Source organism: Acinetobacter sp. GQ146 (genome assembly GCF_059758585.1).
Genome location: NZ_JCAXDV010000002.1, coordinates 81,571 through 107,996 on the forward strand (window position 1 = coordinate 81,571; position 26,426 = coordinate 107,996).

The window sequence follows — 26,426 nt, forward strand, 5'->3', positions numbered from 1 at the left end:
ATTAAGGGATACTTTTATGGCTTACATTCTTCCTGCACTGCCTTATGCCTATGATGCACTCGAACCACATATCGATGCCAAAACCATGGAAATTCACCACAGCAAGCATCATCAAACCTATATCAATAATATTAATGCCGCGATTCAAGGCAGCGTCTGGGAAAAACTCAGTGTTGAACAATTGGTATCTCAAGTGAGTGACGTCCCCGCAGAACTGAAAAATAATGTCATCAACAATGCCGGGGGGCATGCCAACCATAGTCTGTTTTGGACAGTGATGAGTGCTCACGGCGGCGGAGAACCTGTAGGGGCTATCGCTCAAGCGATTAAAGCGGAATTAGGCGGCTTTAATGCCTTTCAGGAAGCTTTCACCAAAGCGGCTCTGACTCGATTTGGCAGTGGTTGGGCATGGCTAACTGTCACCCCTGATAAGAAATTATTGGTGGAAAGCACTGCCAATCAAGATTCCCCGCTGATGCATGGACACATCCCGATTCTGGCTTTAGATGTTTGGGAACATGCGTATTATTTGCATTATCAAAACCGCCGCCCTGAATATATTGCTGCATTTTTTAATGTGGTGAACTGGCAAGCAGTGAATCAGCGTTATGAACAGGCGCTTGAAGCACATACTGTCAGTATTTGAAATGCCTATGTCCTCATTTCATCGCCTGCGTGTTAAATTCGGCTGGCTGATCTTGAGTGGTGGACTGTTACTCTGTCTGGTAAAACTCAGCGCGTACTTTCTTTAACATGAGCATGCACCAACCACCCTGTCCAATATGTTTACACACAACACATTGGACTGGTATTTATTTTAGTTTGAGGAAATATGTCGTGGCTTGGCGTCCATGGCTGATCTTTGCTTTCTTGCCTGCTCGAGTATGCGCTGTTGTAGTCCTTGTCGAAAACCAAGCAAGAACACGGCTTCTGCCAAAACAAATAACGGACCGATTATTAATCCCACCAAATCATCTACAAATGCCGGTTTTTTCTTTTCATAAAAATGCCCGACAAACTGGAACACCCAACCCACCACAAACAGACCGATACTCCATATCAGCCATGCACTTAAATTCAATGCCGCAATCTTCAAGGCCAAAGGATACACGGCAGAAAAGATTAGCAGCATGATGCCACCAAACCAAATATCTAATTTCAAATAATAGCTACAGCTCAGCACAATCAGCAGCAAGGCTAAGGTCAGTTGAAGTCCTGAAATATTCAATCCTGCACGTGCAGTCAAACACAGGATGGAAAATACAATCAGCGGAATACCAATAAAATGGGTAAAAATATTTTTATGATCAAGATGATAAGCTGCATATTGGCTTAGCAACTGTTCTAATTTGCTCATTCGGGTCATCCTTGCTAAATTCATGCCTTCACTATATAAAAAATTCATTTTTCCAGTTGTCAGCTACACGACATTTGTGCCTAGAAGGATGCAACAGATGCTCCACCCCAATGATATTCAGCATCTTGCCAATAACCGCTGGTATTCAGCCCTGCCCCCCATCTTTCAAGATTTTATATTGCAGCAGGCCCAAATTCAGCACTATGACAAAGAGCAAGCCATTTTTTATTCTGGTGAAGCATTTAATGGGATATATGCTGTTTTAGACGGTGCTGTACGCTTGGGCTATGTTGATATAGAGGGTACGGAATCAATCGCTGCGATTGTCGAGCCAATTATGTGGTTTGGGGAAATCTCGTTAATTGACCAACAGCCACGCTCACATGATGCGATTGCGGTTCAGAAAGTTCGCATCTTACATATTCCCAGTGCGGCCATATATCGCTTATTACAACAACAACCACAGTTTTGGTTTCATATTGCGCAACTCACCAGCCAAAAACTGCGCATGGCATTCTTAGAATTAATTTCCATTCAGACACAAACCATTCGTCAAAGGTTAGCATTACGTTTAATGCTGATTCTGCAAGGCTATGGAAATCATGTGCTGATTGAAAATAACGTCATTCAACTGAGTCAGGAACAGTTGGCGCTAATGTTGACCTGTTCAAGACAGACCGTAAATCAGGAATTACAAGCTTTAGAAAAACAAGGCATCTTAAAACTTGCCTTTAGAAAAATTGAAATTATTGATCAAGCACTGCTGCATCAACTGGCATATACAGCACAAAGCAGCACCCAATAATTTGAGTTTGTTCTTTTTGGTGCATTACTCTTCACTTAATTGGTGCATAGAAGTTCAGATGCACTAAAACATATCAGCTTAAGAATTTAGCTTGCACACATTTACGTCATCAAAACCATTGCTACATGGGGCCACTTCATGTGCAACAGCATAATGTAAAGCAAGATGTGATTTTGGCTGCATCATTCCAGCATTCACTGTAAGACTCAAGAGACATAACAGACTAAAACCGAGGAGTGATAATTGACGCATTGTACGATAACCTTGTAGCAATAAAATGTGATATTTCACATAAATTATACTCTTTTTGTCGCAATGGGATAATGCTTTAATTTTATCTTGTAATTCTTATTTTCTATTAATCATGCAGCGCATAAAAGTTGTATGGTAAGCCTTAGGCAGACCATACAACGGTTTACGGTTACTCCGTTAAGAGCCCGAGCTAAAGGCTTTTTTCTTTGGGTCGGTATTGCCGAGTTCTGGATGCTCAAGGGCATCTTTACACTGAGCCTTGTCTCGCTCGTAATCTGCTTTTTTCTGCGAAACTGTTGCCGAATTATCCATCGTTTCACGCGCCCAAACATCTAGGCTCGTCAGTGCTTTACGGCATAAGGCATATTTGCCTTCCGTTACAGAATCCGTCATTTTGACGTTAATGCGCCAGTCTGTACTCAGTTTACGCGCAGGTTTCCGGACATTATCTTCAATCAAATTGCGCTGCTTACGGTAAACATAAGGGTCTGCTTCATTCATAAAACGCCATGCTTCATGAGCATAACTGGTTGCATCATTGCTTAACTTTGGCGCAGCTTTAATTTCGGCTTTCTTTTCAGCATGATCTGAGGACTGACCACAGGCTTGTAATAGCAAACTGCTACACAATACTGAAACTACAAGAACAGGCGCGCTAAGTATTCGCATTTGGGCATCACCACAACAATCTATTAGGTACTATGCTAGTAAATTCAGATACAATACACAATCTTATTTGACCTATCGTTTAACTCTAACAAGGTGTGTCGTGTCACAACACAAATTAACACCCACGCATCAGGCAGGTTTTTGGCAAGGCGTCAAAGATAGCCAAGCGATTATTTTTACTTATCTTCCTGTTTCTTTTGCTTTTGGGGTATCTGCCACCCAGTTCGGTTTTAGTGCTTGGGAAGCGTTATTTCTGTCGTGTACCATGTATGCCGGTGCCAGCCAGTTTTTAGTGGTTGCCCTGCTGGGTAGTGGAACTTCCATTTGGATGACGGCTTTAACCGTAATTGCTTTAGATATTCGACATTTGCTCTATGGTCCCGCCCTGCAAAATTTAATTCAAGACCGCTTAAACCTGAAAAAAACAGCCATCTGGGCTTGGGGACTGACGGATGAAGTGTTTGCTTCAGGCATGATTAAACTGTCGCAGCGGCGTCAGGAATGGTCCGAATCTTGGATGCTGGGACTGAGCTTGTTTAGCTGGTTGTCGTGGGCAGCAGGGTCGTTCTTAGGTGGCCTATTTGCCGATCAAGTCAGCAATCTACCGCAATTTTTACAAGCAGCACTGGATTTCTTATTACCCGCGTTATTCCTCAGTTTCTTGCTCGCCGCCTTCGAGAAAAAACATACTTTTGTGGTCAGTGTGACCATTTTAGTATCCGCGGTCGCCTGTTATTTCATTGATTTATCTGCGGCAATTTTTATTGGGATTTCGTCTGGAATTTTTGCAGGTTTGTTCAAACATTATGTGTTAAAGCAACCAGATGCTGAACATGCAGGAGACATTCATGAATCTTGAAATTATTCTGGTTGGTATTGTGGTTGGAATTGCCAACTTTGCCTCACGTTTTGGGCCTTTTTTTGTCATTCAAAAATTCCAGCAAGGTTCACAGAAGCGCGGTGCGCTCTGGTTAAAAATTGCTTTGGGGTCAATCGGGATTTCAGCCATCAGTTCCATGCTGGTAGTCGCCACTCTGCCACCATTACTGGAAACACCGAATAAGAGTTTGGCAATGCTAATTGGCTTCTTGGTACTGACTGGCTTATATTTTAAATTTAAAAGAATTGTAGCAGCGACCTTAACGGCGGCATTGGTCTATGGCTTGATTTATACCTACGTCCCCGTTCATTTTTAATTAATTTTGAACGGACAATTCACAACCAAATTGATCACTGGCGGTCTCGCACCACAGTGATCAACTTTCAATATGAAATAAACTTACTTTATGAAAGTAAAGATTTTTTCCTTTCAATCACAGCCCCCTGCCAAACACTAGACTTAACAAAAATTGTTCGACAATCGTAGGATTTTGTGTGAATCCGACCTGAACACAACTCTGAGTTCTGCTATGCTTAAAGCCCATTTACGCAAGGATGAATCACATGAGCGTGACTATTGGTACTCCCCTTCAATCTTCTGCATTTAAAGTTCTACTTTTAGGGTCAGGTGAACTAGGAAAAGAAGTGGTGATTTCACTGCAACGTTTGGGTGTTGAAGTACACGCAGCTGACCGATATGACCATGCTCCTGCCATGCAAGTTGCTCATTATCAACATACTATCAACATGGCAAATCCTGAAGAATTAAAACAATTAATCGCACAAGTACAACCCCATCTGATTGTTCCTGAAATTGAAGCCATTGCAACTGAAGTTCTGGTCGAAATTGAAGTACAAAACACCGCCACTGTTATTCCTTCTGCAAAAGCCGTAAACCTCACCATGAACCGTGAAGGCATTCGTCGTCTAGCCGCGGAAGAACTCGGCTTGCCAACTTCGGCTTATCGCTTTGCTGATTCATTGGAATCGTTCCGCGCAGCGTGTGATGACATCGGTTATCCAAACTTTGTTAAACCAGTTATGTCTTCTTCAGGTAAGGGACAATCTCGTGTCAAAAGTTTCGCGGAAGTGGATGCGGCATGGGAATATGCGCAAACTGGCGGTCGTGTGAATCAGGGTAAAGTGATTGTTGAATCACAAATTGATTTTGATTTTGAAATTACGCTTTTAACTGTCCGTGCGAAAAATGCAGAAACGGGTGAAATTGAAACGCAATACTGCGACCCAATTGGTCACCGTCAAGACTCAGGCGATTATGTAGAAAGCTGGCAGCCACAAGCCATGACTGCCGTGGCTTTAGAAGAAGCAAAACGCATTTCGCACAAAGTCACCACAGCCTTGGGCGGATGCGGTATTTTTGGTGTGGAATTGTTTGTCAAAGGCGATAAAGTGTGGTTTAGTGAAGTTTCACCACGTCCACATGATACTGGCCTAGTGACTTTAGCCTCTCAATATCAAAGCGAATTCGAACTGCATGCCCGTGCAATTTTAGGCTTGCCGGTAAATACGGCGCGTCACAGTGTTGCTGCGAGTGCTGTCATTTATGCAGGCGTTGATGACACCAATCTTTCCTTCTCTGGCTTAAATCTTGCTTTGGCAAACCCGAACACTGATTTACGTCTGTTTGGAAAACCTGAAGGGTTTAAACGCCGCCGCATGGGTGTTGCAACAGCACGTGCTGAAACGACTGATCAAGCACGTGAACTGGCACAACAAGCCGCAGATCAAGTCACTGTGAACCAGAACTAACTTATACCTATTACGGACCACTGTTCATGATCAATACTTCTCCTTTGTTGAATTACGTCAAAAGTAACCATGATATCCAAGCGATTAACCAATGGCGTACCGATGTAGAAAAACAACTACAGGAAAGTTTTGAACATGGACAGCCAATTCGTGAAGTGATTTCAGCACGTTCAAATCTTATTGACGAAGCACTGCAGTTTCTTTGGCAACATGCTGAACTCGACCAAACCGGTCTCGGTCTATTTGCTGTCGGGGGGTATGGTCGCCGTGAGATGCTGCCTTATTCCGATGTCGATATTATGATCTTGTCGGAAGATGAGATTACTGAAGATCAAGAAAAACTGATTTCGACCTTTATTTCATCGTTATGGGATGTTGGTAATTTTAAACCAGGGATTAGTGTCCGCAGCATTCGCCAATGTGTCGAAGAAGCCACCAATGATTTAACCGTTGCGACCACCCTGATTGAAGCTCGCCTGATTATCGGCAATGAACATTTGGCTCGTTGGCCACGCCGTATTGTGTCGCAAACTTGGACCGATAAAACCTTCTATGATGCCAAAATGGAAGAACAACATCGACGCTACGCGCAACATAACAATACTGAAAGTAATTTAGAACCCGATATTAAAAATGCCCCAGGTGGCATCCGTGACATCAACCAAATTGGCTGGATAGCCAAACGTCATTTCCGTGTAAATCGTATTTATGACTTGGTACATTTAGGCTTTATTTCTGAATTTGAGTTGGGCGTACTTGAAGAAGCCGAAAGCTTCCTGTGGGAAATTCGCCATCATTTACACCGCCTCACCAAACGGGATGAAAACCGCCTGCTGTTTGACTATCAACGTGACATTGCGGCCATGTTTGGCTACGTTCGAGAAGAAGATAAATCCCCAAATTATCCAATTGAACAATTCATGAAGCGGTACTACCGCACTGCACAACAGGTGTCTACCCTAAATGAAATGTTACTGGCCTATTTTAATGAGTCAGTGATTACGCCTCGACTGCCGCAGTATGAGCGCCAAATTGTCGAAATTAACGACAACTTTAAATTGGTAGATGGCAAATTAGCCGTTCAACACCATAAGATTTTTTCAGAAAACCCGAGTGCGATTTTAGAATTATTTTATTTACTCGCAAATCGACCAGACATTGAAGGTATTCGTGCGCGAACTTTACGCTTACTGATTTTAGCGGCTAAACGTATTGACCAAGCCTATCGCGAAAATCCTGAGCATCAAGCGCTATTTATGGCAATTATTCGCTCGCCTTATCGCTTATATGACACAATGGTTGCCATGAAGCGTTATGGTGTTTTAGGCAACTACATTCCTGCATTCGGGCAAATTATGGGACTGATGCAATATGACTTGTTCCATATTTATACCGTCGATGCACACACCCTGTTATTGTTACGCAACTTAAACCGCTTTAAAGAGCCTGAATTTGCTAAAGACTTCCCTGTCGTCAGTTCAGTCTTCCAGCGTCTAGCACGACGTGACATCGTATTTTTAGCTGCATTATTCCATGACATTGCCAAAGGTCGTGGTGGTGACCACAGTGAACTCGGTGCGGAAGATGCGATTGAATTCTGTCGAGTACATGGCTTTACCGAACGTGAATGTAAACTGGTGGCATGGCTCATCCACAATCACTTACTCATGTCGCTCACCGCACAGAAAAAAGATATTTCTGATCCTGATGTGGTCAAAGATTTTGCGGAAAAACTCGGAGATATGGAGCATTTAGATTATCTCTATACCCTCACTGTTGCCGATATTAATGCCACCAATCCAAAACTCTGGAACTCTTGGCGCGCATCACTCATGCGCCAGCTCTACACCCACGCCCGCGACATTATTCGTACAGGTTTGGGACGTCCAGTCGATTATCAAATGCTGATTGAAGATACCAAATTTGCCGCCAGTGAAATGCTGGTGAATGACTTTGCTTTGGCTGAAGTGGAAAAAGTCTGGCAAGAGCTTGGTGATGAATACTTTATTAAAGAATCTGCCGATGAAATTGCTTGGCATACCCGTGCCATTTTAGAACATGGCGATAATCCTGATCCATTGGTGTTAATGCGTGCGCACCGTAAGTCCGCACAAGATGCCGTTCAAATCTTTATCTATACACGTGACCAGCCAAACTTATTTGCAACTACGGTGGCGATTTTAGACCGCATGAATCTGGATGTTCAGGATGCGCGCATTATCACTGCCAGTACGGCCTTTAGCTTAGACACCTATGTGGTCTTAGATCGCTTTGGAACATTGCTCACAGACCCTGAGCGTGAAGCCACAGTAATTCACGCATTAACGTCTGCCTTGCGTCAATCGGATAAATACCCAGGCTTAATGCAGCGCCGTATTCCGCGCCAACTGCGCCATTTTGATATTGAAAATACCGTTGATGTCACCCTAAACGAAGCTTTACAGCAGAATATGGTGGAAATTTCTACACTTGACCACCCCGGATTACTTGCCAAAATTGGTGGGCTGTTTATGATGCAGGGCTTAGACATTCATTCTGCTAAAATTGCGACCTTGGGTGAGCGTGCAGAAGATATTTTCTTTGTGACCAAAAAAGATGGGTCACCTATGACAGAAACCGAAGCAGCGCTTTTCTCCAACCAATTAAAACTGGCTTTGGATGAAGCATCGAATCAAGTGTGTAGTCATCATTAATTTTTAACGTTCGGGTATTTGTTTCATGAACTCTAGTTTGTCTTTATTACATCCTTATCCATTTGAAAAGTTAAATAAACTTTTTCAGGATGTACAACCAGCAGATTTACCTTTGATTCCCCTTTCAATTGGTGAGCCAAAACACCCTGCACCTGAGTTTGTGAAACAAGCCATCATTGATAATTTTCATCACTTATCAACTTATCCAAACAGCAAAGGTCTGCCAGAATTACGCCTCAGTATTGCTCACTGGCTCACGCGTCGTTTTCATCTCAATCAAATTAATCCTGAACAAGAAATTCTGCCTGTTTCAGGTACGCGTGAAGCGATTTTCTCATTCGTACAAGCCTTGATTAATCGTGAAGAAAAACCTTATGTGGTGATGCCAAACCCGTTCTATCAAATTTATGAAGGTGCGACCTTATTGGCGGGTGCAGAACCTTATTTCATTAACTGTACTGAAGAAAATAATTACCTCGGTGACTTTGATGCTGTACCTGCTGAAGTCTGGGAAAAAACGGCATTACTCTTTGTTTGCACACCGGGCAACCCAACAGGCGCAGTCCTATCGAAAGAACAATTTAAAAAACTAATTGCACTTTCTGACCAATATGGTTTCGTGATTGCATCAGATGAATGCTATTCAGAACTCTGGTTTGATGAAGCACCGACAGGTCTATTAGAAGTCTGTGCCGAGATTGGGCGTCATGATTATAAAAACTGTGTGGTGTTCCACTCTTTATCCAAACGCTCGAATTTACCAGGCATGCGCTCGGGTTTTGTCGCGGGTGATGCCGCTTTGTTAAAGCCATATTTGCAGTATCGCACCTATCACGGCGCAGCAATGCCTGTACAGCATCAACTAGCCTCTATCGCAGCATGGGATGATGAAGCCCATGTCGAAGAAAACCGTAAACAGTACCGTGCGAAATTTGACTTATTCCAGTCGGAATTGGGTCACCTATTGCCGCTTAAAAAACCAGATGCAGGCTTTTATTATTGGCTCAAAGTCGACAATGATGAAACTTTTGCCAAAATGCTGATGGAAAAAGCACATGTCAAAGTGCTTCCGGGACGTTATTTATCACGTGATACCGCAACAGGCAATCCGGGTGAAAACCATGTGCGTCTGGCATTGGTTGCAGACATTGCCCAATGTGAGCAAGTGATTGCACGTTTAAAAGCGATCTTATAAGTCTTCGACCGTTAGCGAGGGTGATTTTTCACCTTCGTTAACCCTCAAAGGGTTGCGCAAAAATAATCACCATTAAGCACAGCACAGCCACAATCAAAGAAAAAATAAACTTGAACCAGTGCTACTTCTATTGCACTAGCATTGAGCTGATACACTGTAAAAAATAATAAATTGCAAATCCCTTGGATGCCGAGTGCTATCAAGATCAAGGTAAAAAATGGCATTCGGACTCTCGTTAAAATCTTCTCTGTAATTTTTTTGTTATGAATCACACAAAATTTGAGCATTAGAATTTTAGTCGAGGAGTTCTAAATTTCAGTCACCCCTCCTCGCTTCACTTAAGCTGCAATACGCTAGGCTGTAATGACAATAATAATTAAGGCGTGAATAGCATTAACATTAAAGCAAATGCAATGAAGCAACAACCTGTGGCTCGATATAAAAGCCGAGAGCGTGTCTTTAAGAAGGAATGCCAGCCATTCCAAGCCAGAAGCTTGAGTAAAGCTAAATTCCAGAGTAAAACAACACTCACCATCCACAGACTAATCAAAGCCAACTGCTGCGGATTAAATTGAGCGTACACCAATAAAATCAGGCTGCTATAAAACATCACATTTTTGGGATTCAGCACACTGGACTGCAAGCCTTGAGCAAAACATAAAGTCCGTGACACTTTTATTCGCATCTCATGCTGAGCCGAAATCAGGCTATTTTCAGCATGCTCACGAAAACATTGCACCGCCAGATATAACAAGTAGAGGATGCCTAACCAGCGCAACAATTGTAAAATCAGGACATCGATTTGCCCCAACCACCACAACAAAATATAGATCAGTATTAAAATCAGTGCATTCCCAACTGCAATTCCATACACGGTATAGCGAGTCGATAGCGTTCCGTATTTCATTGAGTTGATGAATATGAGGAAGAAGTCCGGTCCGGGAGCAAGCAGAGCAATAAAATGGGTCAATGCGATAAATAAAAATAATTCCATAACTCATCTCAAATAAATCGTGAGACAAGCCTAGAGCGCGCTTAAATTAAATTCTTGTATAAAATTGCGCGACGGTGCTGCTTTTGATAAAGCTTTGGCGTCGTACCCGATAACTGTTTAAAAACACGCTGAAAATGACTCTGGTCGCTAAAACCCAACTGATAACTGAGTTCAGCAATATCAGCACCCTGCCTTAACAGGCTACGAGCCAGATTAATTTTTAAGTTAAGTTGATAGGCATGCGGTGTTAAGCCTAGCTTCGTCTTAAATAAGCGAATAATCGCATAGCGACTCAAGCCACACTGTTCCGACAACTGCTGTAAAGACAGCAATTCCTCACTAGTATTCACCCATGCGAGTAACTGTTGAAACTCCTGTTGTGCATAGCTATTTTCGTCAAGTAACTCTAAGTGCAGCTGTGGAAACAACAATGTGGTTAAGGTTTGAATCAGCAACTGTTCTTTGTGCCAATAAGATAAATCTGTATTGAATAAACTTTCATTTAAATTACAAAAACTGAGATAAAGCTGCTTATTTTTATAAAGTTGAGGCTTGTATTGGGGAATAGCATCACAACGAAAATCGTGTTGTGTTTCTTTTAACAATTGCGCCAACCAGCGCTGATCCAGATGCATCATCTGGTAACTCCAAGTCTGATTAGATTCAGGGTTACAAGCATGCTCAACATGGGCAGGAATTAAAACTAATGTTCCCGACTCAATAAGCTGAGTCCCCACAAAAGAACTGGAGAAAACACTTTGACCAATGTCTACCGCACCAATAGAAAATGTTGGATGACTGTGTGCTCGATAGCAGGCTCGGCTATGACATGCCTTACGTGTTTCCACATAAGGCATATTTGAATCACTCCAAAACTCAAGCTGAGCTTTGCAGACGTCTTGGGAATGCTGCAATCTATTCGACATTACCTTTACTGCTGTAAAGCCTTTTCGATTTCTTCTTCTAAGGCTTCTGGTTTTGTGGTGGGTGCAAAACGGTTTAAAACCGTTCCATCTTTACCCACTAAAAACTTGGTAAAGTTCCATTTAATACCGCTGCCTAAAATGCCTTTGCTGTTATTGGTTAAATAGCGAAAAATGGCGTGTGCTTCGGGGCCTTTCACATCCACCTTGGCAAACATTGGAAAAGTCACCCCATAATTTTTCTGGCAGAAAGCGCCAATTTGGTCGTTTGAACCTGGGTCCTGCCCACCAAATTGATTACATGGAAAGCCAAGCACCTCTAAACCCTGTGACTTATACTTCTCATATAGTTTTTCCAAACCAGCAAACTGCGGGGTAAAACCACACTTACTCGCTGTGTTTACGATTAATAAAACCTTCCCCTCATAATCGGCAAAAGATTTAGGTCTTCCATCTAACAACTCAGCTTCAAGCTGATATATGCTGGTCATGGATAGGTTTCCTCGTCATTTTTTTCTTGTGATTGTAATTCTAATGAAGCCGAATTCACGCAATAGCGTAATCCTGTCGGCTGTGGACCATCCTCAAAAACATGCCCTAAATGTGCGTCACAATGATGACAAACGATTTCCGTTCTTTCCATACCATGTGAGCTATCTGGCATTTCATCAATTGCCCCTCCAACAATGGGTTTAAAAAAGCTCGGCCAGCCGCAACCACTGTCATATTTCGTCGTCGACGAAAATAACGGTGTTCCGCAGCAACGACATACATACGTTCCTTCTTGCTTGGTATTCCAGTATTTCCCCGTAAAAGCTGGTTCTGTTCCTTTTTGTCGAGTTATACGAAATTCTTCTGGAGATAACTCTCTTTGCCATTCACGGTCTGTTTTATTGAGTTTTCCCATGATTACTTCCCTTTCTATCTTGCTGTTTAAAAATAGGATAATCTTATATTTACGTGATTCACTCTAAAATTTCTAGTCTTTACTTAACAATTTACAAAAGACTTATACTTTCATTAAAAGCAAAAAGTAAGCAAAGTAAAAATAAAAGTGAGCATTTTTATTTTAGAAATGCTTTTTTGTGAGCAACAGTGGTGCTATTCTTATGGACATTCTTGCTCAGGATTAAAGAATGTCGCAAAAAAAGAGCGTTATGTTTAAACATCTATTGCCTGTGATTAAACAATATCAACAGGCGGGATATACGCATGAAAAAATTGTTGCATTACTCAGAGATGAACATCATCTCGACCTTGTAACAACTGAAACATTCAAAAGCTATTTATATCGTTATGCAAAAGTGACCCCCACTCTTTCCGAGAACATCAAAATGCCAAACACTATTCAAACTCCACGCGAAATAAAAAAATCGTCTAAGCTCGAGCATGTATGCTACGACATTCGCGGACCAGTGTTACGAGCGGCCATCGAGATGGAAGAAGCAGGTCACAAGATTATCAAGCTGAATATTGGTAACCCCGCGCCCTTCGGCTTTGAAGCGCCACAAGAAATTATTAATGACGTTGCTTTAAACCTGCCAAATGCGGTCGGTTATACCGACTCAAAAGGGATTTTCCCTGCACGTAAAGCCATTTGCCAGTATTACCAGCAAAAAGGCATCTTTGATATGCATGTGAATGATGTGTATATCGGTAATGGTGTTTCTGAACTCATCGTGATGGCGATGCAAGGCTTATTGGATGATGGCGATGAAATGCTGGTGCCAATGCCTGACTACCCACTATGGACTGCGGCAGTCAACTTATCGGGTGGTACAGCAATTCATTACAAATGTGATGAAGAAAATTTCTGGTATCCAGATATTGCCGACATGGAAAGCAAAATCACGTCAAATACGCGTGGTATTGTAATTATTAACCCCAATAACCCAACTGGTGCAGTATATCCACGTCATGTACTCGAACAAATTGTTGCCTTAGCGAAAAAACATGATCTGATTTTATTCGCAGACGAAATTTACGACAAAATTGTTTATGACGGCATTGAACATGTTTCAGTTGCTGCTTTGGCTGGCGATCAGCTCTGTATCTCGTTCAATGGTTTGTCTAAAGCTTACCGTATTGCAGGCTATCGTTCAGGCTGGATGGCAATTACGGGCGATAAATCACGTGCACTCGACTATATCGAAGGTTTAGACATGCTGGCGTCTATGCGTTTGTGTGCCAACCATCAAGCACAGTACGCAATTCAGACCGCATTAGGGGGCTATCAATCGATTAACGATTTAATCCGCCCAGGTGGTCGTTTATATGAACAACGCAATATTGCGTGGGAAATGCTGAATGAAATTCCTGGTGTGTCTTGTGTTAAACCTGAAGGTGCAATGTACTGCTTCCCTAAACTTGATCCAGAAGTTTATCCAATTCAGGATGATGAAAAGCTCATGCTAGATTTACTGCGTGCTGAAAAAGTTTTGTTGGTTCAAGGCACAGGCTTTAACTGGCCAACTCCTGATCATTTCCGTGTGGTGTTCTTACCTGCCGAAAATGAATTGCGTGAAGCCTTAACCCGCGTCAGCCGTTTCTTGGCGAAATTACGAGCTTAAATCCAGCTTGTCATCTTTATCATAAAAGCCGTATCAAATGATGCGGCTTTTTTTATTAGCATTTCCAGTAAAGCCGTCAATTACCCTATACGCATAGAGAAAGCAGCATGAGCAATGCTACACTGCAACAAAAGATAGCAAGAGCGCAGAACATGTCGTATCAAGTCCATATCATTGATGTCAAAAACCAATTACAAAACTATATTTGGTTACTCGAACATAAAGATACACATGAGGTCATTGCGGTTGACCCGACCGAAGCTCAATTGGTGGAGGACTACTGCAAAGACCATCAACTTCATCTCACGCAAATCTGGCTCACCCATTGGCATAAAGATCATATTGGTGGGGTACAAGAACTTTTGGCCAATCGTAACATTGCCGTTTATGGACCACGCGAAGAACTCAGTAAAATTCCTTTTATTACTCATCCACTTAGCGATGGTGATCATTTCAATTTTCATCATTTAAAAATTGATGTGATTGCGGTACCGGGACACACCTTGGGTCATATTGTGTATTTTAGTGATGAACTGGATCTGGTCTTTTGCGGAGATACGCTGTTTGCGATGGGGTGTGGTCGAGTGTTTGAAGGCACTTATGAACAGATGTATCACTCGCTTAATCGCTTGGCTGCCCTACCACCCCGAACTCAAGTGTATTGCACCCATGAATATACCCTTTCAAACGCAAAGTTTGCGCTGCATGTTGAACCCGATAATCTTGAAATTCAGCAACGCTTTGAACATGTGGAAGCATTACGCATGCTGGGTCAGCCTACACTGCCGAGTACAATTGCACTGGAACTAGAAACCAATCCTTTTTTAAGAGCAGACAGTGTGGCGGAATTTCAACGCTTACGTGAGCTTAAGGATAATTTTTAATGTACGGCATAACAAAAATCACCATTTCTGGGGATAGAGCAAGATCCAAATTCACGGTTTAATACAGTCATAAAAGCAATAAAATACAACGATAAACCGAAAGATTTTGTTTATTTTCAATAAGAATAACAAAAACAGAAAATAAACATGACTCTCTAATTTTTTGCGCTAACCACAAGGGCAATGTGGGCAAAAAATTAGAGAGTCTTTCAATTCAAGCATCCCTATTTTTAAGCAACCAACACCACAACAATGACTTCAATTGATGTTTATAACGCAATAAAAAAAGCCCAGAGAAAGGTCACTCTAGGCATTGGAAACTTGTTGTATCTAAAGCAGAACAAGACACGATAAAATCCGAGAGTCATACTACAGTAGAAGTTTCGGATCGGCTAGTTACTTTTTAAAATTAACATGAAAAATAAACCTTCATGACCAAATAAAGTTCAAAAATAACATCATCTTATATCCACATGATCTAATTAATATTAATAGACAAATGTACTTTAATAAAATGAGCGATTAGCTTGGAATTTTATCTAGGGAACGAGACTTTAAGCTCAGGTTACCTCGCGCAATATCAGTTAGCATACGCCAGTCAGAAATAAAGCTGTATAAAGGCTGCTTAAATGACGCGGGTTTATTCTTTTCAAATAGAAAATGCCCCACCCAAGCACATGCATAGCCTGGAACTAAACCGTATAGCACATACTTCGGTTTACGCTGACGAATCGCTTTGGCAATCCAATATGCTCCAATGCTACTGCCCAAGACATGCAAACGACGACTGGTGATATTACGATGTTCAGTTAAATAAAAACGATAAAACTCCTGATAGTTTCGAATCGGTAATTGCGGCGTCTGCACCTGTTCTATACTGTGCTGTGGCTCTACGATGGCATTCATCTTTGTATCTTCCTGATAGTTATTCATTCTTAAATCGTATTTCGCTCAATTATCATTGGTTTTTCAGTGGAATTGATCAATTACATTTCTGCTCATGTTCAAGCATTTAAATTGGCAAAAAATGACTTTTCAAGATTGAGTTTTGGTCGGACTAAGCAACCAAAACATCCCTTTATGATTTTAATCACACATCTGAAGATTTTTTGTGAGCGCTGCACATTACCCTGTATTTGACGTAAAAATGTGTTAACTGCCGATAAAATCACTTCTGGCAGCGTACAGCTCAGGCTTTTTCCGCTAGAATTTACGCTTTAGGTTGTTCTACTGCTGCATCATCACAGACAACCCTTTTTCTCCATAACTGTCTAAGGCAAAATTATGATTGAAGTTGAATTAAAATTTCAAATTCCAGCACCAAGAAGAACAGCACTACTTAAAGCCTTAGACCCAAAGAAATCTAGTCAAATCCACCTTCAAGCCAAGTATTTTGATACGCCTGATAAATTATTGTCACAACATGGGGCTGCTTTGCGCCTTAGACGTGAAGGTGAGCAATGGGTTCAAACCTTAAAAGCGGCAGGTAAAAGCCATCTGCATCGCTTTGAACATAACCATGAATTTGCTGTAACAGATCCAGCCCCAGAGTTGGATTTGAGTATTTATCAAAACTCCCCTGAGGCGTTGGCAATCTTGCAACAAGCATTGGGTGATCAGCTTGATGGATTAAAATTACAATTTGAATCCGATATTCAGCGCACCTATCGCGTGATTAGTTTTGAAGATGCCGAAATTGAAGTCAGTCTAGATATTGGTCGTCTCGCAACAACAACTGAAGAACGTGAGGTACACGAAGTTGAATTTGAGCTAAAGCAAGGTTCAATTCAATCCTTACTCGCTTTTAGTTTCGAATGGGTAAAAAAATATCACTTGTGGTTAGATGTGCGCAGCAAAGCGGAAATGGGACATTTGCTCTCAACGCAACAGCTGGTCAGCCCTGCCCAATATGCCAAAGCATTCCAGTTGCAAAAGAAAGACAGCGCAGACTGTAATATTCGTTTACTGGTCGCTCAAGAGCTACAACATTTACTACCCAATATTGCTGCAATTTCAGCAGGCGTTGCAGAAGCAGAACATCAACAGCAAGCCTATATCGCACTCGATCATTTGTATTTAACTGTTGCACTGTTTAAAGACTGGAGCAAGGATGTTTCGGATAAATGGGCACATCAACTTGCTGCGTTCAAACATCACTTTGAGAACTTACAACAACTTGAGCACATGCAATCCACCTTGGGCGCATTACTCCAAAATCCGACCACGGCAGCCAGTCTGACCAAAGACATTTTGTATGCTCAAGAAAAGCTGAATAATTTGGTTCGCTCGACACAAAATGTACATCATTTTCTGGAATTGTTGATGTTTAGCCTAGCAACGGCAAAAGAAGGTCAGGAGCTGGATTTAAAAGCTTATGCACAAAATACCTTACAGCAACAATACAAACAGATTCATGAGCAGCTTGCACTGGCTGATGTCACGCAATTTGAAACGTTGGAACAGCTTTCGCAGCGTATTCGCGAATTAAAATTTAGCTTTCCGATTCTGACCTCAATCTATGATGTGAAAAACCTTCAAAAATACAGTAAGGCACTGAATGAAGCGCATCTCGCTGCTGAAGAGTACCTAACGCTCAGCTCATCTGCGGCCTATATTCAACAAACTGAACTCGAAGCCAGTGACTGGTTTGTCTTAGGTTGGCTCACCGCCAAGCAGGAAGTATATGCCCAAGCCTTGCTAGATGCGACCGAACAGTTTATGGTCAGCCGAAAATTCCTAAAATTTTAAATCCTGTAATCCATTACATGACTCCCCCACAAGATCATTTTAACAACTGGCTTGATGGGGGAAGAATTCTCAAAAAATAAGCTTAAAAAAGACACCATAATTTTTGCTGGACTTATAGCCCAACTTTAGCCAAGATAGAATTTTAGCGACCTTAAAATAATTTTAAAAATCAGCACGAGGGCTAGAGCATGTCAGAAATTGAACTTAAATTTCAGATCCCGACAGCATTTCAGGACATGATTTATCAAGACTTTTGCGCATCCAAAGTCTATAAGCAACGCTTACTCGCCCATTATTACGACACACCTGAATTTTTACTGGCACAAAAATCTATTGCCTTAAGACTACGTTTAGAACAAGGGCATTGGATTCAAACCCTGAAATGCAAAACCGAACAGCATATTGAGCGTTTTGAGTTCGAAACCGATTTAGGTAAAAAGAAACGCCCTCAACTTGATTTAACCGTCTATCAAGATCACATTGACGAACTTCCTGAATTTCTCACTTCTGCAGATGCGGCACAAAATTTTAAAATTAAGTTTTCTACCGATGTCAAACGCATGTCCAAAATTCTGCTGTTTAATCAGTCTGAAATTGAAGTCTGTCTAGACATTGGCCATCTCATTTTTGAGCAGGAAAAACTCCCCATATTCGAGATTGAATTTGAATTGGTACAAGGCTCCATCCACGATTTAATTCGCTGTATAGAACCTTGGATGAAAAAGTATCAGCTTTGGTTAGACACTCGCAGCAAATCGCAACGTGCAGATTTACATGTTCAACAGCAAGATCTATTGCCGCCACAAAATGCTGAGCCTATAGTGCTGGATAGCGCCATGTCTGCCAATGAAGCAATCCAGCAGATTGTGAATAACACCTTTAAGCAGCTGTTACCCAATGCCACCGCTTTAGCATGTGGGACATTCAGCAGTGAACATATTCATCAGGCACGTGTTGCAATACGACGCATGCGTAGTGCCTTAAAAAGCTATAGCGCGTTGACGCATGAAATTTCACCGCATTGGGCTGCGCAGTTACGCGTGATCTTTCAAGCCTTGGGTTATGCCCGTGATGCCGATGCAATCCGAGAAAGCCTGCTGCCGCAATTACAACAAGTGGGCTGCTCACATCTTAACTTTCCAGATGAAAGCGCCTATCACACTCAGGTCACGCAAATTTTTCAGTCAACCGAAACCAATTTGCTGATTTTAGATTTAATGAATTACGTCACGTCTCCGGTCAACCCGAAAAACAAGAAGAAAAAAACCTTTAAACATTATGCTGAAAAGCAATTAAAGAAAACCCATCAGCGCATTGCAGATGAAATCGGACATTTTTCTCAATTGGAGGATGAGGACAAGCATCAACTACGTAAACGCTTTAAACATTTACGCTATAACATTGAGTTTGTCCGTAGCTTATATAAGCCCAAAGCCGTTAAACACTATTTAAAAGCCATCAAACCAATTCAGGAACTGTTAGGTCAATATAACGATTTGCTGGTGGCTGAACAATTTATGCAGGAAATTCCACAAAATGAAGATGTGGCTTGTGCTATGCAGTGGCTCAACCAACAAGAAAAGCAACAACTCAAACATATAGACAAACAACTGAAAGCCTTTCGGAAAATTAAACCGTTCTGGAAATAGCCAGTCTTCAGCGATATTTGCCAAAAACTTTCCACACTTGGTTATCTGCCAAAGGATCACTATAGCTATCGCTCCGCTGTTTGCGTGGTTTTTCACGTGCATCGACCAATTTAAAATGTGCTTCGGTGCTTAACACAATGCCATTCACATAAAATCGAGTCCGCGTATATTCAGTTTGCCCGTGCTGGAATACATAAGTTCTTAAATCAATAAATTCACGATGCGCAACCAATGCGGCCTGTTCGTCACTATTCAGCCAAGCTTGCATCGCGGCGAGTTGCTCCGCAGGAAATTGTCCGCATTTGTCTAACAAACTGGCTATACCTCTAAAGGTTTTCGATTCTTTGGCGCGCGTTTTATTAATCCGAATCCGGTCCACATGAAAATAGAACAGCGGCAAATTTAAATGACTGGGTAAGTGAATGGCATCCACTGGCTCGTCCGTTAAAAACGGTTGGCTTAAAAGTTGTGCCCGCTCAATTAAATCTTGCCATTGTTGATAATAGTGCGCGACCTCTTGCTCCGACCCATAATAAATGGGTAAACCTTCAACATTGGCTAAATCTTGTGGTGGCCAAATTTGTTGACGCAACAGTGATATATCATGCTTAAGGTTTTGAATTGCAATAGCATCTGACATAAAGTGTTTCCGTTATTATAATGCTTAGGCTATTTTTAGATTAAGTCAAAGGTTTTGTTTCTGCAAGGCTTTGCCTATAATGCGGAATGAAATTTTTTGCTAGGAACAGTCATGGTTCAAAAGATTGACGCTACCGATGTCACCGAAGAAGAAGCTTTGAATGCTGCTTTTTTTGAACGTGCCGATGAGTTTATTAAACAAGCCAATGAATTTTGCCGTCCAGTCAAAGGACAACAAGTCAAGCCAAATGAAATTCGCGGGCAAGTGAGTGCATCGATGCTTTTTGCAACGGCTCGTTTTAATACTTGGGTCGCAGCAAATAATTTTAAAGATGGCAATGAAATGCGTGAGGCTAAAGACCAAGTCATGTCTTATGTCATGCAGCAATTTCAAATGATGCTCGAAGACAACTATGAAGAATACTGTGAACAGTTCGAGAACTATTTACGCTTCCGTCATAATGAAGAATTCCACGCCAATAAGCATGATCACGATCATTAATTGAGTCGTAACTAAAAACCCTTAGTCTTCACTAAGGGTTTTTTTATGCCTTAAATTTTACGATCCCAGACAATTTTCTTTACGGCATTGTCCACTACCGTCACGGTGTAATAGGTATTTTCCAGTAAATAAACATAGTCAGATGCGGTGAATTTCTTGTCCCCTTCTTCCCATTCATAATGACGAACCGAAACTGGTTGCTGCGCCATGTTTTGCAGCAACTGAATATAGCTATCTCCTAGATGAACCAACTGACCATTATCTGTACGGATGACACGGGTTTCGGTTGCTGCCACAGCATGAGAGATAGCACACCCAGAGAGAAGAAAAAGAACACTATAGGTTTTTAAAATTTGATTCATATTTAAATGCTGTCCGCTTCAGAATTGTATTATTTATAAAGTGTGATTTTGCTTATTTTTTACCATTTGTTCATTTTAACTTCAAGTTATAAAAAGAAAAGTCACATAAATGTGACTTTTCTTAAAGAGCTCAATACAGTAGTTTGTTCGGCAGATTTATTGTGATTGTCCATATTGATCGGCCATGACTTCCACCAATTGATCCAAATGGATGTACTTTTGAATCACACGATCAACATCGGCTTTGGTCAATTGCGCAATCGCCTGATCACGTTTTTTACGGAACAGGAGGTCACGACTGCGTTCCAACTGTGGGGTGAGCATTTGATGAATATTGCGCTCATCCTCCAAAGCGGTGACACGATTTTTCATAATGTCAGCTTTGGCAGCTTCCACCTCTTGCTCGGTGACCCCTTGTGTCAGTAATTGCTGCAAAACTTTATGAACTGACTGGGATACTTGATCGGCCTTGCCCGCAGTATAATTTGCGCTAATACTTAAAGCCCCCGAATCAATCCAGTCATCCAACTGAATTTCACTGCCAAAGCCATACACTAAAGCATTTTTCTCACGTAATTCTTGTGCCAAACGTGAAGACAATTGTGAGTCACCTAAAATATAGCTAAACACCCGCATGGCTGCGGCATCTGGATGTTCTTCACCCAATGGGAAAGTCAAAAGTGCCTGATAGCTTCCAAACTCACGCTGTTCAGATAAAACATGCTTTTTTTGAGCTTTATAAGCTGTATAAGTCGACGTTAATTGCTCATAAGGTTGCGTGCTATTCCAAGTACCGAATTGCTTTTTCACGTTTCGCAGCATTTTTTTCGTGTCAAACTCACCAGTAATAGCCAGTTGGGCATGATTCATGGCAAAGAACTGTTGATATAACTGCTTCACCTGTAGATTGCTGGCAGCTTGATATTGTTTTTTCGCAAACTCAGGCTCGAAATGATAACGTAAATCTCCCGGTGGATAGATCTCAATTAATCGTGCAATGTTGAGTGCCGCTACGGTTTCAGGTTCGGTATATGGTCGGTTTAAACTGGATAATGTTTGCGATTTAATTAAATCAAATTGTGATTGCTCGAATTTCGGATTTTTCATGACCTCAATAATGTAGTTGAAGAAATCTTCAAATTTTTCCTTTTTCGCCACAATCTGAACAGTCATGCCGTTGGCATTAGCACTCACCGATGCCGAGCCACCAGCATCAATTGATTTGTCTGCAATATCTTGCAAACTGTACTGATCCGATGCACGTAATAACAAATAGGCGGTGAAATCGATAATTTCACTTTTATTCATTAAAGCTTGCGCGGTACCAAAATCTACATTAATTGTGGCATAGGTTTTATTGTCTTTGGTTGCCACAGGGAAAAAGGCATATTTCAAGCCGTTCTTTAATGCACCGCGCTGAATTTTTTGCTCAGTTTTCTCTAAATTCTGCGCTGAAGTCGCCACATATTGGGCCACTTCCTGTTGATAGACACTGACATCTTTTAAAGGCTCAACAGCTTGTGTTTGCTGGTCCAACGTTTTGGTCGGTGCTTTGCTTTGTTGCTGCTGTAGGGCTTTTTTCTGGTCTTCAGGCGTCGGCTGAATATCGCCTGAAATACGATGATCTTTCACCAAAAACTGTTTCAAGGTTTGATTGACATCATTCACACTCAACTTTTGAATATTTTCTAGATCAACATAATACTGATCCCAACGTCCTTGGCTTGCGACAAAATAATCGGCAATACGGGAACCTAAAGCCGCAGAATTACTTTGAATACTGTCTGCCTGATTTTGAATCAGGCTTTTCACCCGTTTCAACTCGGTTTCGTTAAATGCCTTACTCTGCTCAATACCTTGATCCAGTGCCTGTTCAACTTGCTGTGCATCATGGTTCGGTGCATAAATTGCCCCCATAAACACCAAGTTGAAATCTCGATCTAACCAAGTTGTTGCCTGCACCATGGTGCTGGTTCCAGTTTCCACCATGTCTTGATATAAATGCCCGCTAGGCTGCATCGTATAGAGTAAAGGCGATAATGCTAAAGCCGGTTTAATCGGGTCATTTTTCCCATTTAAATAGATATTGAATTTGGCTAAATCACTGCCTTTTTGCACTTTAAACTGGCGCTGCTGAATTTTAGTTGCATCCAGTAAGGGTACTTTTACTTGCGTCGGAATTTGGCGTGCTGCAATCGGGCTAAATTTTTGCTCAATTTGATTTAATACTTGTGCTTTATCAAACTTACCCGCAATCACCATCGCTGCATTATTTGGCGCGTACCAAGCACGATAAAACTGATTGAGTTCGCTCATCTTGATCGACTGCAACTCTTTTAAATCGCCAATTGGTAAACGTCCCAAGTATTGATTACCGTAGGCTGATTTCCACATTTGATCCATCAACACCGAAAATGGCTGATCTAAACGGACTTCACGTTCACGTTTTACAATAGCAATTTCAGAAGGCACAAACTTTTCTTGCAACACCAATTTGTCCATGCGCTCGGCTTCTAAATGAATAATTTCATTTAAAGCCGTTTGATCGGGTCGCAAAACATTAATATAACGGGTGGAATAATAATCCGTACTGGCATTGGTCATTAAGGTATATTGATCGAGCCGACGCTGAAACTCTTCCCCCTTCACATTCTGAGTGCCTTTAAAGGCCAGATGTTCCAGTAAATGCGCCAGCCCGCCTTTGCCCTGCGGATCATTCAAAGAACCCGTCAGGTAAATGGTACTCATATAGACTTTGTTTTCTTTATCATTCGGTGCCAAGATGACCCGAAAACCATTATCTAATTTATATTCTTCAATCTGATGTTCAGATTTGACTAAAACAGGCTGTGCCCAAGCAGCCGAACTTAAACCAACAAAAAATAGAGAGAAAGTAAGTTTTTTCAACCGCATTAACATGTTAATTCCAATATATTCAGTCATATAAATATTGTATAAGCTGACTATCTTACGGAATCAAAATTGGGATTTATAGTGAAGTTTTGCAAAGCAACCCTCGGTTTTGAGTGTTGCTTTGTTCAAATATAATTAATCTAAGAATAACTCCGCCTGCATATAGAGTTTGCCATAACCTGAAATTTCTATACGGTCTTGCTCCAAAATACGACAGTACAAAGCCCCACCTCGTGCTGAAGCTTGATAAGCCGTGAGCTCATTTTTACCCAAACGTTCTGCCCACAACGGTGCTATTGCAGTGTGAATAGAACCTGTAACAGGGTCTTCATTGATGCCTATTGCAGGGGCAAAATAACGTGACACACAATCATACTCTGCATTTGAAGCAGTAATGGCAACATCGACACTTGAACACTGTGCCGTAATAGCGGTACGTAAAGAACCCAACTGCTTTAACAGTTCTAAGTTTGGTTGCTCATCCAGCACATCCTGAACATTTTCATATTCAACAATGTACGCCTGCTGGTTCAAATAGACATTTTTAAAAGGTTTGCTGAGGGCCTGAGTTAAAAGTTCAGGATAATCTTCTACTTTTTCTGCACGGCGAATCGGAAAATTCATACAAATTTTGCCATCATCCGCCTGACTTACAACAAAAACACCTAATTTTTTCACATGGAAATGGATCGTTTTGGCTGGAGTAAAATCTTTAAATAGCACAAAACTGCTAGCTAAAGTTGCATGCCCACAAAAATCAACTTCAGCCGTGGGGGCAAACCAGCGAATTTCATAATTTTCTGCATCAAGCATGCGCACAAATGCCGTTTCCGACAGGTTATTTTCCAAAGCAATATTTTGCATCAGAGTTTCATCTAGCCATTGTTCAGTCACAATTACTGCCGCAGGATTTCCCTTAAATAATGCCTGTGTAAAAGCATCGACTTGATACATCTTCATGTGGATTCTCCTTTGTTTGATTGCTATTTTGCCCGTTCAGCTCAAAAATAACAGATACAAATATATTTCAATTATGGGTACAGTTTGAGTCTTTTCGATATCGCATAAAAAGAAAGCCAATATTCAACATATTGGCTTTCAAGTTAAAAATAGCGAATTTAGTTCTCGGTTAAATCGACATTTTCTTGTTCAAACACAGCTTTATTGGTTTGTCCCAACACCTGACTGGTGACCATGCCTGCGGTCATTGAACCATTGACATTCAGTGCTGTACGTCCCATATCAATTAAAGGCTCAATTGAAATAAGCAAAGCAACCAGGGTTACCGGTAAACCCAACATCGGCAACACAATTAACGCAGCGAAGGTTGCTCCACCACCCACACCCGCAACACCCACAGAACTGAGCGTAACCACACAAACCAAAGTCAAAATCCAAATCGGATCCAGTGGATTAATACCCACGGTTGGTGCCACCATCACTGCCAACATGGCAGGATATAAGCCTGCACAACCATTTTGACCTATCGTGGTACCAAAAGATGCCGAAAAACTGGCAATTGATTCTGGTACACCAAGTCGACGGGTTTGCGCTTCAATATTTAAAGGAATACTGGCCGCACTAGAACGACTGGTAAATGCAAAGGTCAGCACTGGCCAAACCTTTTTAAAGAATTGAATTGGGTTAACACCCGTAAAGAGCAAAATCAAGGCATGCACGGCAAACATAATGCCGAGACCAATATAGGAAGCCACCAAGAATCCGCCTAAATTGAGAATATCTGCCAATTTAGAATTCGCGACAATATTGGTCATTAACGCAAACACACCATACGGTGTTAAGGTCATAATTAAACGAACCAACTTCATGACCCATGCTTGCAGAAGTTCAATGGCTGCAAGGAGTTTCTGCCCTTTTTCTGCATCTGCTTTAATCAGATTCAGTCCTGCAATTCCCAAGAATACCGCAAAAATCACCACGCTAATGATTGATGTCGGATGAGCCCCCGTCAGTTCTGCAAAAGGATTGGTTGGAATGAAGGTTAAAAATAAATCAGGCACTTTTAGGTCAGTCACTTGCCCGACATAATCGGTCTGAATGGCATTTAAGCGTTCCGTTTCCTGTGTCCCTTGTACCAACCCTGCTGCTGTTAAGCCAAACAGATTGGTCACCACAATACCCACAAATGCAGCAATCGCAGTGGTCGCCAGCAAAGTTCCAATGCTGATAAAACTAATTTTACCGAGCGAACCTGCATCATGCAGTTTAATAACCGCCCCTAAAATAGAGACAAAGACCAGTGGCATAACCACCATTTGCAACAGTTTGACGTAGCCTTTACCAACCAAGTTAAACCATTGCACTGACTGCTGAAGAATAGCGGAGCCTGAACCGTATACAAGGTGTAACAGCAAACCAAATACAACACCTAGACACAAGCCAGCAAGCACTTTTTTGGCAAGACTCCAGTTGGTATGCCGTGTCCGACTTAATAAGAACAGCAATGCGACAAAAATGATGACATTGATGATTAAGGGCATATTCATGTCTTTTCCCTAAATGATATAACCCTTATTATAAAACAAAATACTATTCGACTTTTGGCTTTACCTTTTCTTCTCTACCAAGTGTTCAAATTTAAACTACTCGGGCTGTGTTCAG

General features: G+C 41.5%; 25 protein-coding genes. 12 read left to right on the plus strand and 13 right to left on the minus strand.

Features of this window, described 5'->3' with window-relative positions; genetic code table 11:
• Positions 1-16 precede the first annotated feature (16 nt).
• Positions 17-646 (plus strand): superoxide dismutase, encoded by a 630-nt coding sequence (locus tag AC6CHI_RS03580; RefSeq protein ID WP_498119462.1) that lies wholly within the window; start codon positions 17-19, stop codon positions 644-646.
• Positions 647-817: 171 nt separating this feature from the next.
• On the opposite strand, the gene AC6CHI_RS03585 is transcribed toward AC6CHI_RS03580, so the two are convergent.
• The gene (locus AC6CHI_RS03585) at positions 818-1,357 is read right to left on the minus strand and encodes an Mpo1 family 2-hydroxy fatty acid dioxygenase (protein ID WP_498119463.1); all 540 of its coding nucleotides are present in this window, start codon (positions 1,355-1,357) and stop codon (positions 818-820) included.
• 97 nt (positions 1,358-1,454) lie between these two features.
• On the opposite strand from AC6CHI_RS03585, the gene AC6CHI_RS03590 reads away from it, so the two are divergent.
• Positions 1,455-2,162 carry a Crp/Fnr family transcriptional regulator gene (locus AC6CHI_RS03590; protein ID WP_498119464.1) on the plus strand — a complete coding sequence of 236 codons (708 nt, stop codon included), beginning with the start codon at positions 1,455-1,457 and terminating at the stop codon, positions 2,160-2,162.
• 78 nt (positions 2,163-2,240) lie between these two features.
• Here the strand turns inward: AC6CHI_RS03590 and AC6CHI_RS03595 are convergent, their stop codons facing one another.
• A complete protein-coding gene (locus AC6CHI_RS03595; RefSeq protein ID WP_498119465.1) occupies positions 2,241-2,453 on the minus strand; it encodes a hypothetical protein in 213 nt (70 codons plus the stop codon).
• A 138-nt stretch (positions 2,454-2,591) separates the two neighbouring features.
• Positions 2,592-3,083, minus strand: coding sequence for a hypothetical protein (locus AC6CHI_RS03600; RefSeq protein WP_498119466.1), 492 nt, complete (start codon positions 3,081-3,083; stop codon positions 2,592-2,594).
• A gap of 100 nt (positions 3,084-3,183) precedes the next feature.
• Between AC6CHI_RS03600 and AC6CHI_RS03605 the strand changes: the two genes are divergently transcribed.
• The 5 genes from AC6CHI_RS03605 (at position 3,184) to dapC (ending at position 9,620) form a co-directional block, all read left to right on the plus strand.
• A complete protein-coding gene (locus AC6CHI_RS03605; protein WP_498119467.1) occupies positions 3,184-3,942 on the plus strand; it encodes an AzlC family ABC transporter permease in 759 nt (252 codons plus the stop codon).
• Positions 3,932-4,279, plus strand: coding sequence for an L-valine transporter subunit YgaH (gene ygaH / locus AC6CHI_RS03610; RefSeq protein WP_498119468.1), 348 nt, complete (start codon positions 3,932-3,934; stop codon positions 4,277-4,279). The genes AC6CHI_RS03605 and ygaH overlap by 11 nt, the downstream gene beginning before the upstream one ends.
• 238 nt (positions 4,280-4,517) lie before the next feature.
• Positions 4,518-5,732 (plus strand): formate-dependent phosphoribosylglycinamide formyltransferase, encoded by a 1,215-nt coding sequence (gene purT, locus AC6CHI_RS03615; protein ID WP_498119469.1) that lies wholly within the window; start codon positions 4,518-4,520, stop codon positions 5,730-5,732.
• Positions 5,733-5,758: 26 nt separating this feature from the next.
• Positions 5,759-8,425 (plus strand): [protein-PII] uridylyltransferase, encoded by a 2,667-nt coding sequence (gene glnD / locus AC6CHI_RS03620; RefSeq protein ID WP_498119470.1) that lies wholly within the window; start codon positions 5,759-5,761, stop codon positions 8,423-8,425.
• A gap of 25 nt (positions 8,426-8,450) precedes the next feature.
• Positions 8,451-9,620, plus strand: a complete 1,170-nt coding sequence (gene dapC / locus AC6CHI_RS03625; protein WP_458891520.1) for a succinyldiaminopimelate transaminase — start codon at positions 8,451-8,453, stop codon at positions 9,618-9,620.
• 376 nt (positions 9,621-9,996) lie between these two features.
• Here dapC and AC6CHI_RS03630 read toward each other — a convergent pair whose 3' ends face one another.
• From AC6CHI_RS03630 to msrB, 4 genes are read right to left on the minus strand one after another with little or no spacing between them, the layout of a single operon-like run.
• A complete protein-coding gene (locus AC6CHI_RS03630) occupies positions 9,997-10,614 on the minus strand; it encodes a LysE family translocator (RefSeq protein WP_498119471.1) in 618 nt (205 codons plus the stop codon).
• A gap of 41 nt (positions 10,615-10,655) precedes the next feature.
• Positions 10,656-11,540 (minus strand): AraC family transcriptional regulator, encoded by an 885-nt coding sequence (locus AC6CHI_RS03635; protein WP_498119472.1) that lies wholly within the window; start codon positions 11,538-11,540, stop codon positions 10,656-10,658.
• 5 nt (positions 11,541-11,545) lie between these two features.
• A complete protein-coding gene (locus AC6CHI_RS03640; protein ID WP_458891517.1) occupies positions 11,546-12,028 on the minus strand; it encodes a glutathione peroxidase in 483 nt (160 codons plus the stop codon).
• Positions 12,025-12,444: a peptide-methionine (R)-S-oxide reductase MsrB gene (msrB, locus tag AC6CHI_RS03645; RefSeq protein ID WP_458891516.1), complete on the minus strand. Its 420-nt coding sequence runs from the start codon at positions 12,442-12,444 to the stop codon at positions 12,025-12,027. The genes AC6CHI_RS03640 and msrB overlap by 4 nt, the downstream gene beginning before the upstream one ends.
• A 229-nt stretch (positions 12,445-12,673) precedes the next feature.
• On the opposite strand from msrB, the gene AC6CHI_RS03650 reads away from it, so the two are divergent.
• Positions 12,674-14,107 (plus strand): pyridoxal phosphate-dependent aminotransferase, encoded by a 1,434-nt coding sequence (locus tag AC6CHI_RS03650; RefSeq protein WP_498119473.1) that lies wholly within the window; start codon positions 12,674-12,676, stop codon positions 14,105-14,107.
• Between the two features lie 152 nt (positions 14,108-14,259).
• Positions 14,260-14,991 carry a hydroxyacylglutathione hydrolase gene (gloB, locus tag AC6CHI_RS03655; protein ID WP_458891514.1) on the plus strand — a complete coding sequence of 244 codons (732 nt, stop codon included), beginning with the start codon at positions 14,260-14,262 and terminating at the stop codon, positions 14,989-14,991.
• A gap of 522 nt (positions 14,992-15,513) precedes the next feature.
• Here gloB and AC6CHI_RS03660 read toward each other — a convergent pair.
• A complete protein-coding gene (locus AC6CHI_RS03660; RefSeq protein ID WP_458891618.1) occupies positions 15,514-15,897 on the minus strand; it encodes an Mpo1-like protein in 384 nt (127 codons plus the stop codon).
• Between the two features lie 378 nt (positions 15,898-16,275).
• Between AC6CHI_RS03660 and AC6CHI_RS03665 the strand changes: the two genes are divergently transcribed.
• On the plus strand, positions 16,276-17,739 hold the full coding sequence (locus AC6CHI_RS03665; RefSeq protein ID WP_498119474.1) for a CYTH domain-containing protein: 1,464 nt from the start codon (positions 16,276-16,278) through the stop codon (positions 17,737-17,739).
• A gap of 188 nt (positions 17,740-17,927) precedes the next feature.
• Complete coding sequence (locus tag AC6CHI_RS03670; protein WP_498119475.1) at positions 17,928-19,388, plus strand: CYTH and CHAD domain-containing protein; 1,461 nt, start codon at positions 17,928-17,930, stop codon at positions 19,386-19,388.
• 7 nt (positions 19,389-19,395) lie between these two features.
• Here the strand turns inward: AC6CHI_RS03670 and AC6CHI_RS03675 are convergent, their stop codons facing one another.
• Positions 19,396-20,028, minus strand: coding sequence for a hypothetical protein (locus AC6CHI_RS03675; RefSeq protein ID WP_498119476.1), 633 nt, complete (start codon positions 20,026-20,028; stop codon positions 19,396-19,398).
• A gap of 111 nt (positions 20,029-20,139) precedes the next feature.
• Between AC6CHI_RS03675 and AC6CHI_RS03680 the strand changes: the two genes are divergently transcribed.
• On the plus strand, positions 20,140-20,529 hold the full coding sequence (locus AC6CHI_RS03680) for a DUF3144 domain-containing protein (RefSeq protein WP_458891510.1): 390 nt from the start codon (positions 20,140-20,142) through the stop codon (positions 20,527-20,529).
• A 50-nt stretch (positions 20,530-20,579) separates the two neighbouring features.
• On the opposite strand, the gene AC6CHI_RS03685 is transcribed toward AC6CHI_RS03680, so the two are convergent.
• The 4 genes from AC6CHI_RS03685 to AC6CHI_RS03700 form a co-directional block, all read right to left on the minus strand.
• Positions 20,580-20,891 carry a hypothetical protein gene (locus AC6CHI_RS03685; protein WP_498119477.1) on the minus strand — a complete coding sequence of 104 codons (312 nt, stop codon included), beginning with the start codon at positions 20,889-20,891 and terminating at the stop codon, positions 20,580-20,582.
• Positions 20,892-21,047: 156 nt separating this feature from the next.
• Positions 21,048-23,810, minus strand: a complete 2,763-nt coding sequence (locus tag AC6CHI_RS03690) for a M16 family metallopeptidase (protein WP_498119478.1) — start codon at positions 23,808-23,810, stop codon at positions 21,048-21,050.
• Between the two features lie 129 nt (positions 23,811-23,939).
• Complete coding sequence (locus AC6CHI_RS03695; protein ID WP_498119479.1) at positions 23,940-24,764, minus strand: PhzF family phenazine biosynthesis protein; 825 nt, start codon at positions 24,762-24,764, stop codon at positions 23,940-23,942.
• A 158-nt stretch (positions 24,765-24,922) separates the two neighbouring features.
• Entirely contained in the window at positions 24,923-26,311 is a 1,389-nt protein-coding gene (locus tag AC6CHI_RS03700; RefSeq protein WP_458891506.1) for an L-cystine transporter, read from the minus strand.
• Positions 26,312-26,426: the final 115 nt, after the last annotated feature.

Coding starts and splice junctions, on each gene's coding strand:
- ygaH (WP_498119468.1), top strand. CDS start 3,932: ATGAATCTTGAAATTATTCTGGTTGGTATTGTGGTTGGAATTGCCAAC.
- AC6CHI_RS03670 (WP_498119475.1), top strand. CDS start 17,928: ATGTCAGAAATTGAACTTAAATTTCAGATCCCGACAGCATTTCAGGAC.
- dapC (WP_458891520.1), top strand. CDS start 8,451: ATGAACTCTAGTTTGTCTTTATTACATCCTTATCCATTTGAAAAGTTA.
- AC6CHI_RS03585 (WP_498119463.1), bottom strand. CDS start 1,357: ATGAGCAAATTAGAACAGTTGCTAAGCCAATATGCAGCTTATCATCTT.
- AC6CHI_RS03680 (WP_458891510.1), top strand. CDS start 20,140: ATGGTTCAAAAGATTGACGCTACCGATGTCACCGAAGAAGAAGCTTTG.
- msrB (WP_458891516.1), bottom strand. CDS start 12,444: ATGGGAAAACTCAATAAAACAGACCGTGAATGGCAAAGAGAGTTATCT.
- AC6CHI_RS03675 (WP_498119476.1), bottom strand. CDS start 20,028: ATGTCAGATGCTATTGCAATTCAAAACCTTAAGCATGATATATCACTG.
- AC6CHI_RS03640 (WP_458891517.1), bottom strand. CDS start 12,028: ATGACCAGCATATATCAGCTTGAAGCTGAGTTGTTAGATGGAAGACCT.
- AC6CHI_RS03660 (WP_458891618.1), bottom strand. CDS start 15,897: ATGAATGCCATCGTAGAGCCACAGCACAGTATAGAACAGGTGCAGACG.
- AC6CHI_RS03600 (WP_498119466.1), bottom strand. CDS start 3,083: ATGCGAATACTTAGCGCGCCTGTTCTTGTAGTTTCAGTATTGTGTAGC.
- AC6CHI_RS03580 (WP_498119462.1), top strand. CDS start 17: ATGGCTTACATTCTTCCTGCACTGCCTTATGCCTATGATGCACTCGAA.
- AC6CHI_RS03695 (WP_498119479.1), bottom strand. CDS start 24,764: ATGAAGATGTATCAAGTCGATGCTTTTACACAGGCATTATTTAAGGGA.
- AC6CHI_RS03700 (WP_458891506.1), bottom strand. CDS start 26,311: ATGAATATGCCCTTAATCATCAATGTCATCATTTTTGTCGCATTGCTG.
- AC6CHI_RS03630 (WP_498119471.1), bottom strand. CDS start 10,614: ATGGAATTATTTTTATTTATCGCATTGACCCATTTTATTGCTCTGCTT.
- AC6CHI_RS03590 (WP_498119464.1), top strand. CDS start 1,455: ATGCTCCACCCCAATGATATTCAGCATCTTGCCAATAACCGCTGGTAT.
- AC6CHI_RS03635 (WP_498119472.1), bottom strand. CDS start 11,540: ATGTCGAATAGATTGCAGCATTCCCAAGACGTCTGCAAAGCTCAGCTT.
- glnD (WP_498119470.1), top strand. CDS start 5,759: ATGATCAATACTTCTCCTTTGTTGAATTACGTCAAAAGTAACCATGAT.
- AC6CHI_RS03690 (WP_498119478.1), bottom strand. CDS start 23,810: ATGTTAATGCGGTTGAAAAAACTTACTTTCTCTCTATTTTTTGTTGGT.
- AC6CHI_RS03665 (WP_498119474.1), top strand. CDS start 16,276: ATGATTGAAGTTGAATTAAAATTTCAAATTCCAGCACCAAGAAGAACA.
- purT (WP_498119469.1), top strand. CDS start 4,518: ATGAATCACATGAGCGTGACTATTGGTACTCCCCTTCAATCTTCTGCA.
- AC6CHI_RS03685 (WP_498119477.1), bottom strand. CDS start 20,891: ATGAATCAAATTTTAAAAACCTATAGTGTTCTTTTTCTTCTCTCTGGG.
- gloB (WP_458891514.1), top strand. CDS start 14,260: ATGTCGTATCAAGTCCATATCATTGATGTCAAAAACCAATTACAAAAC.
- AC6CHI_RS03650 (WP_498119473.1), top strand. CDS start 12,674: ATGTCGCAAAAAAAGAGCGTTATGTTTAAACATCTATTGCCTGTGATT.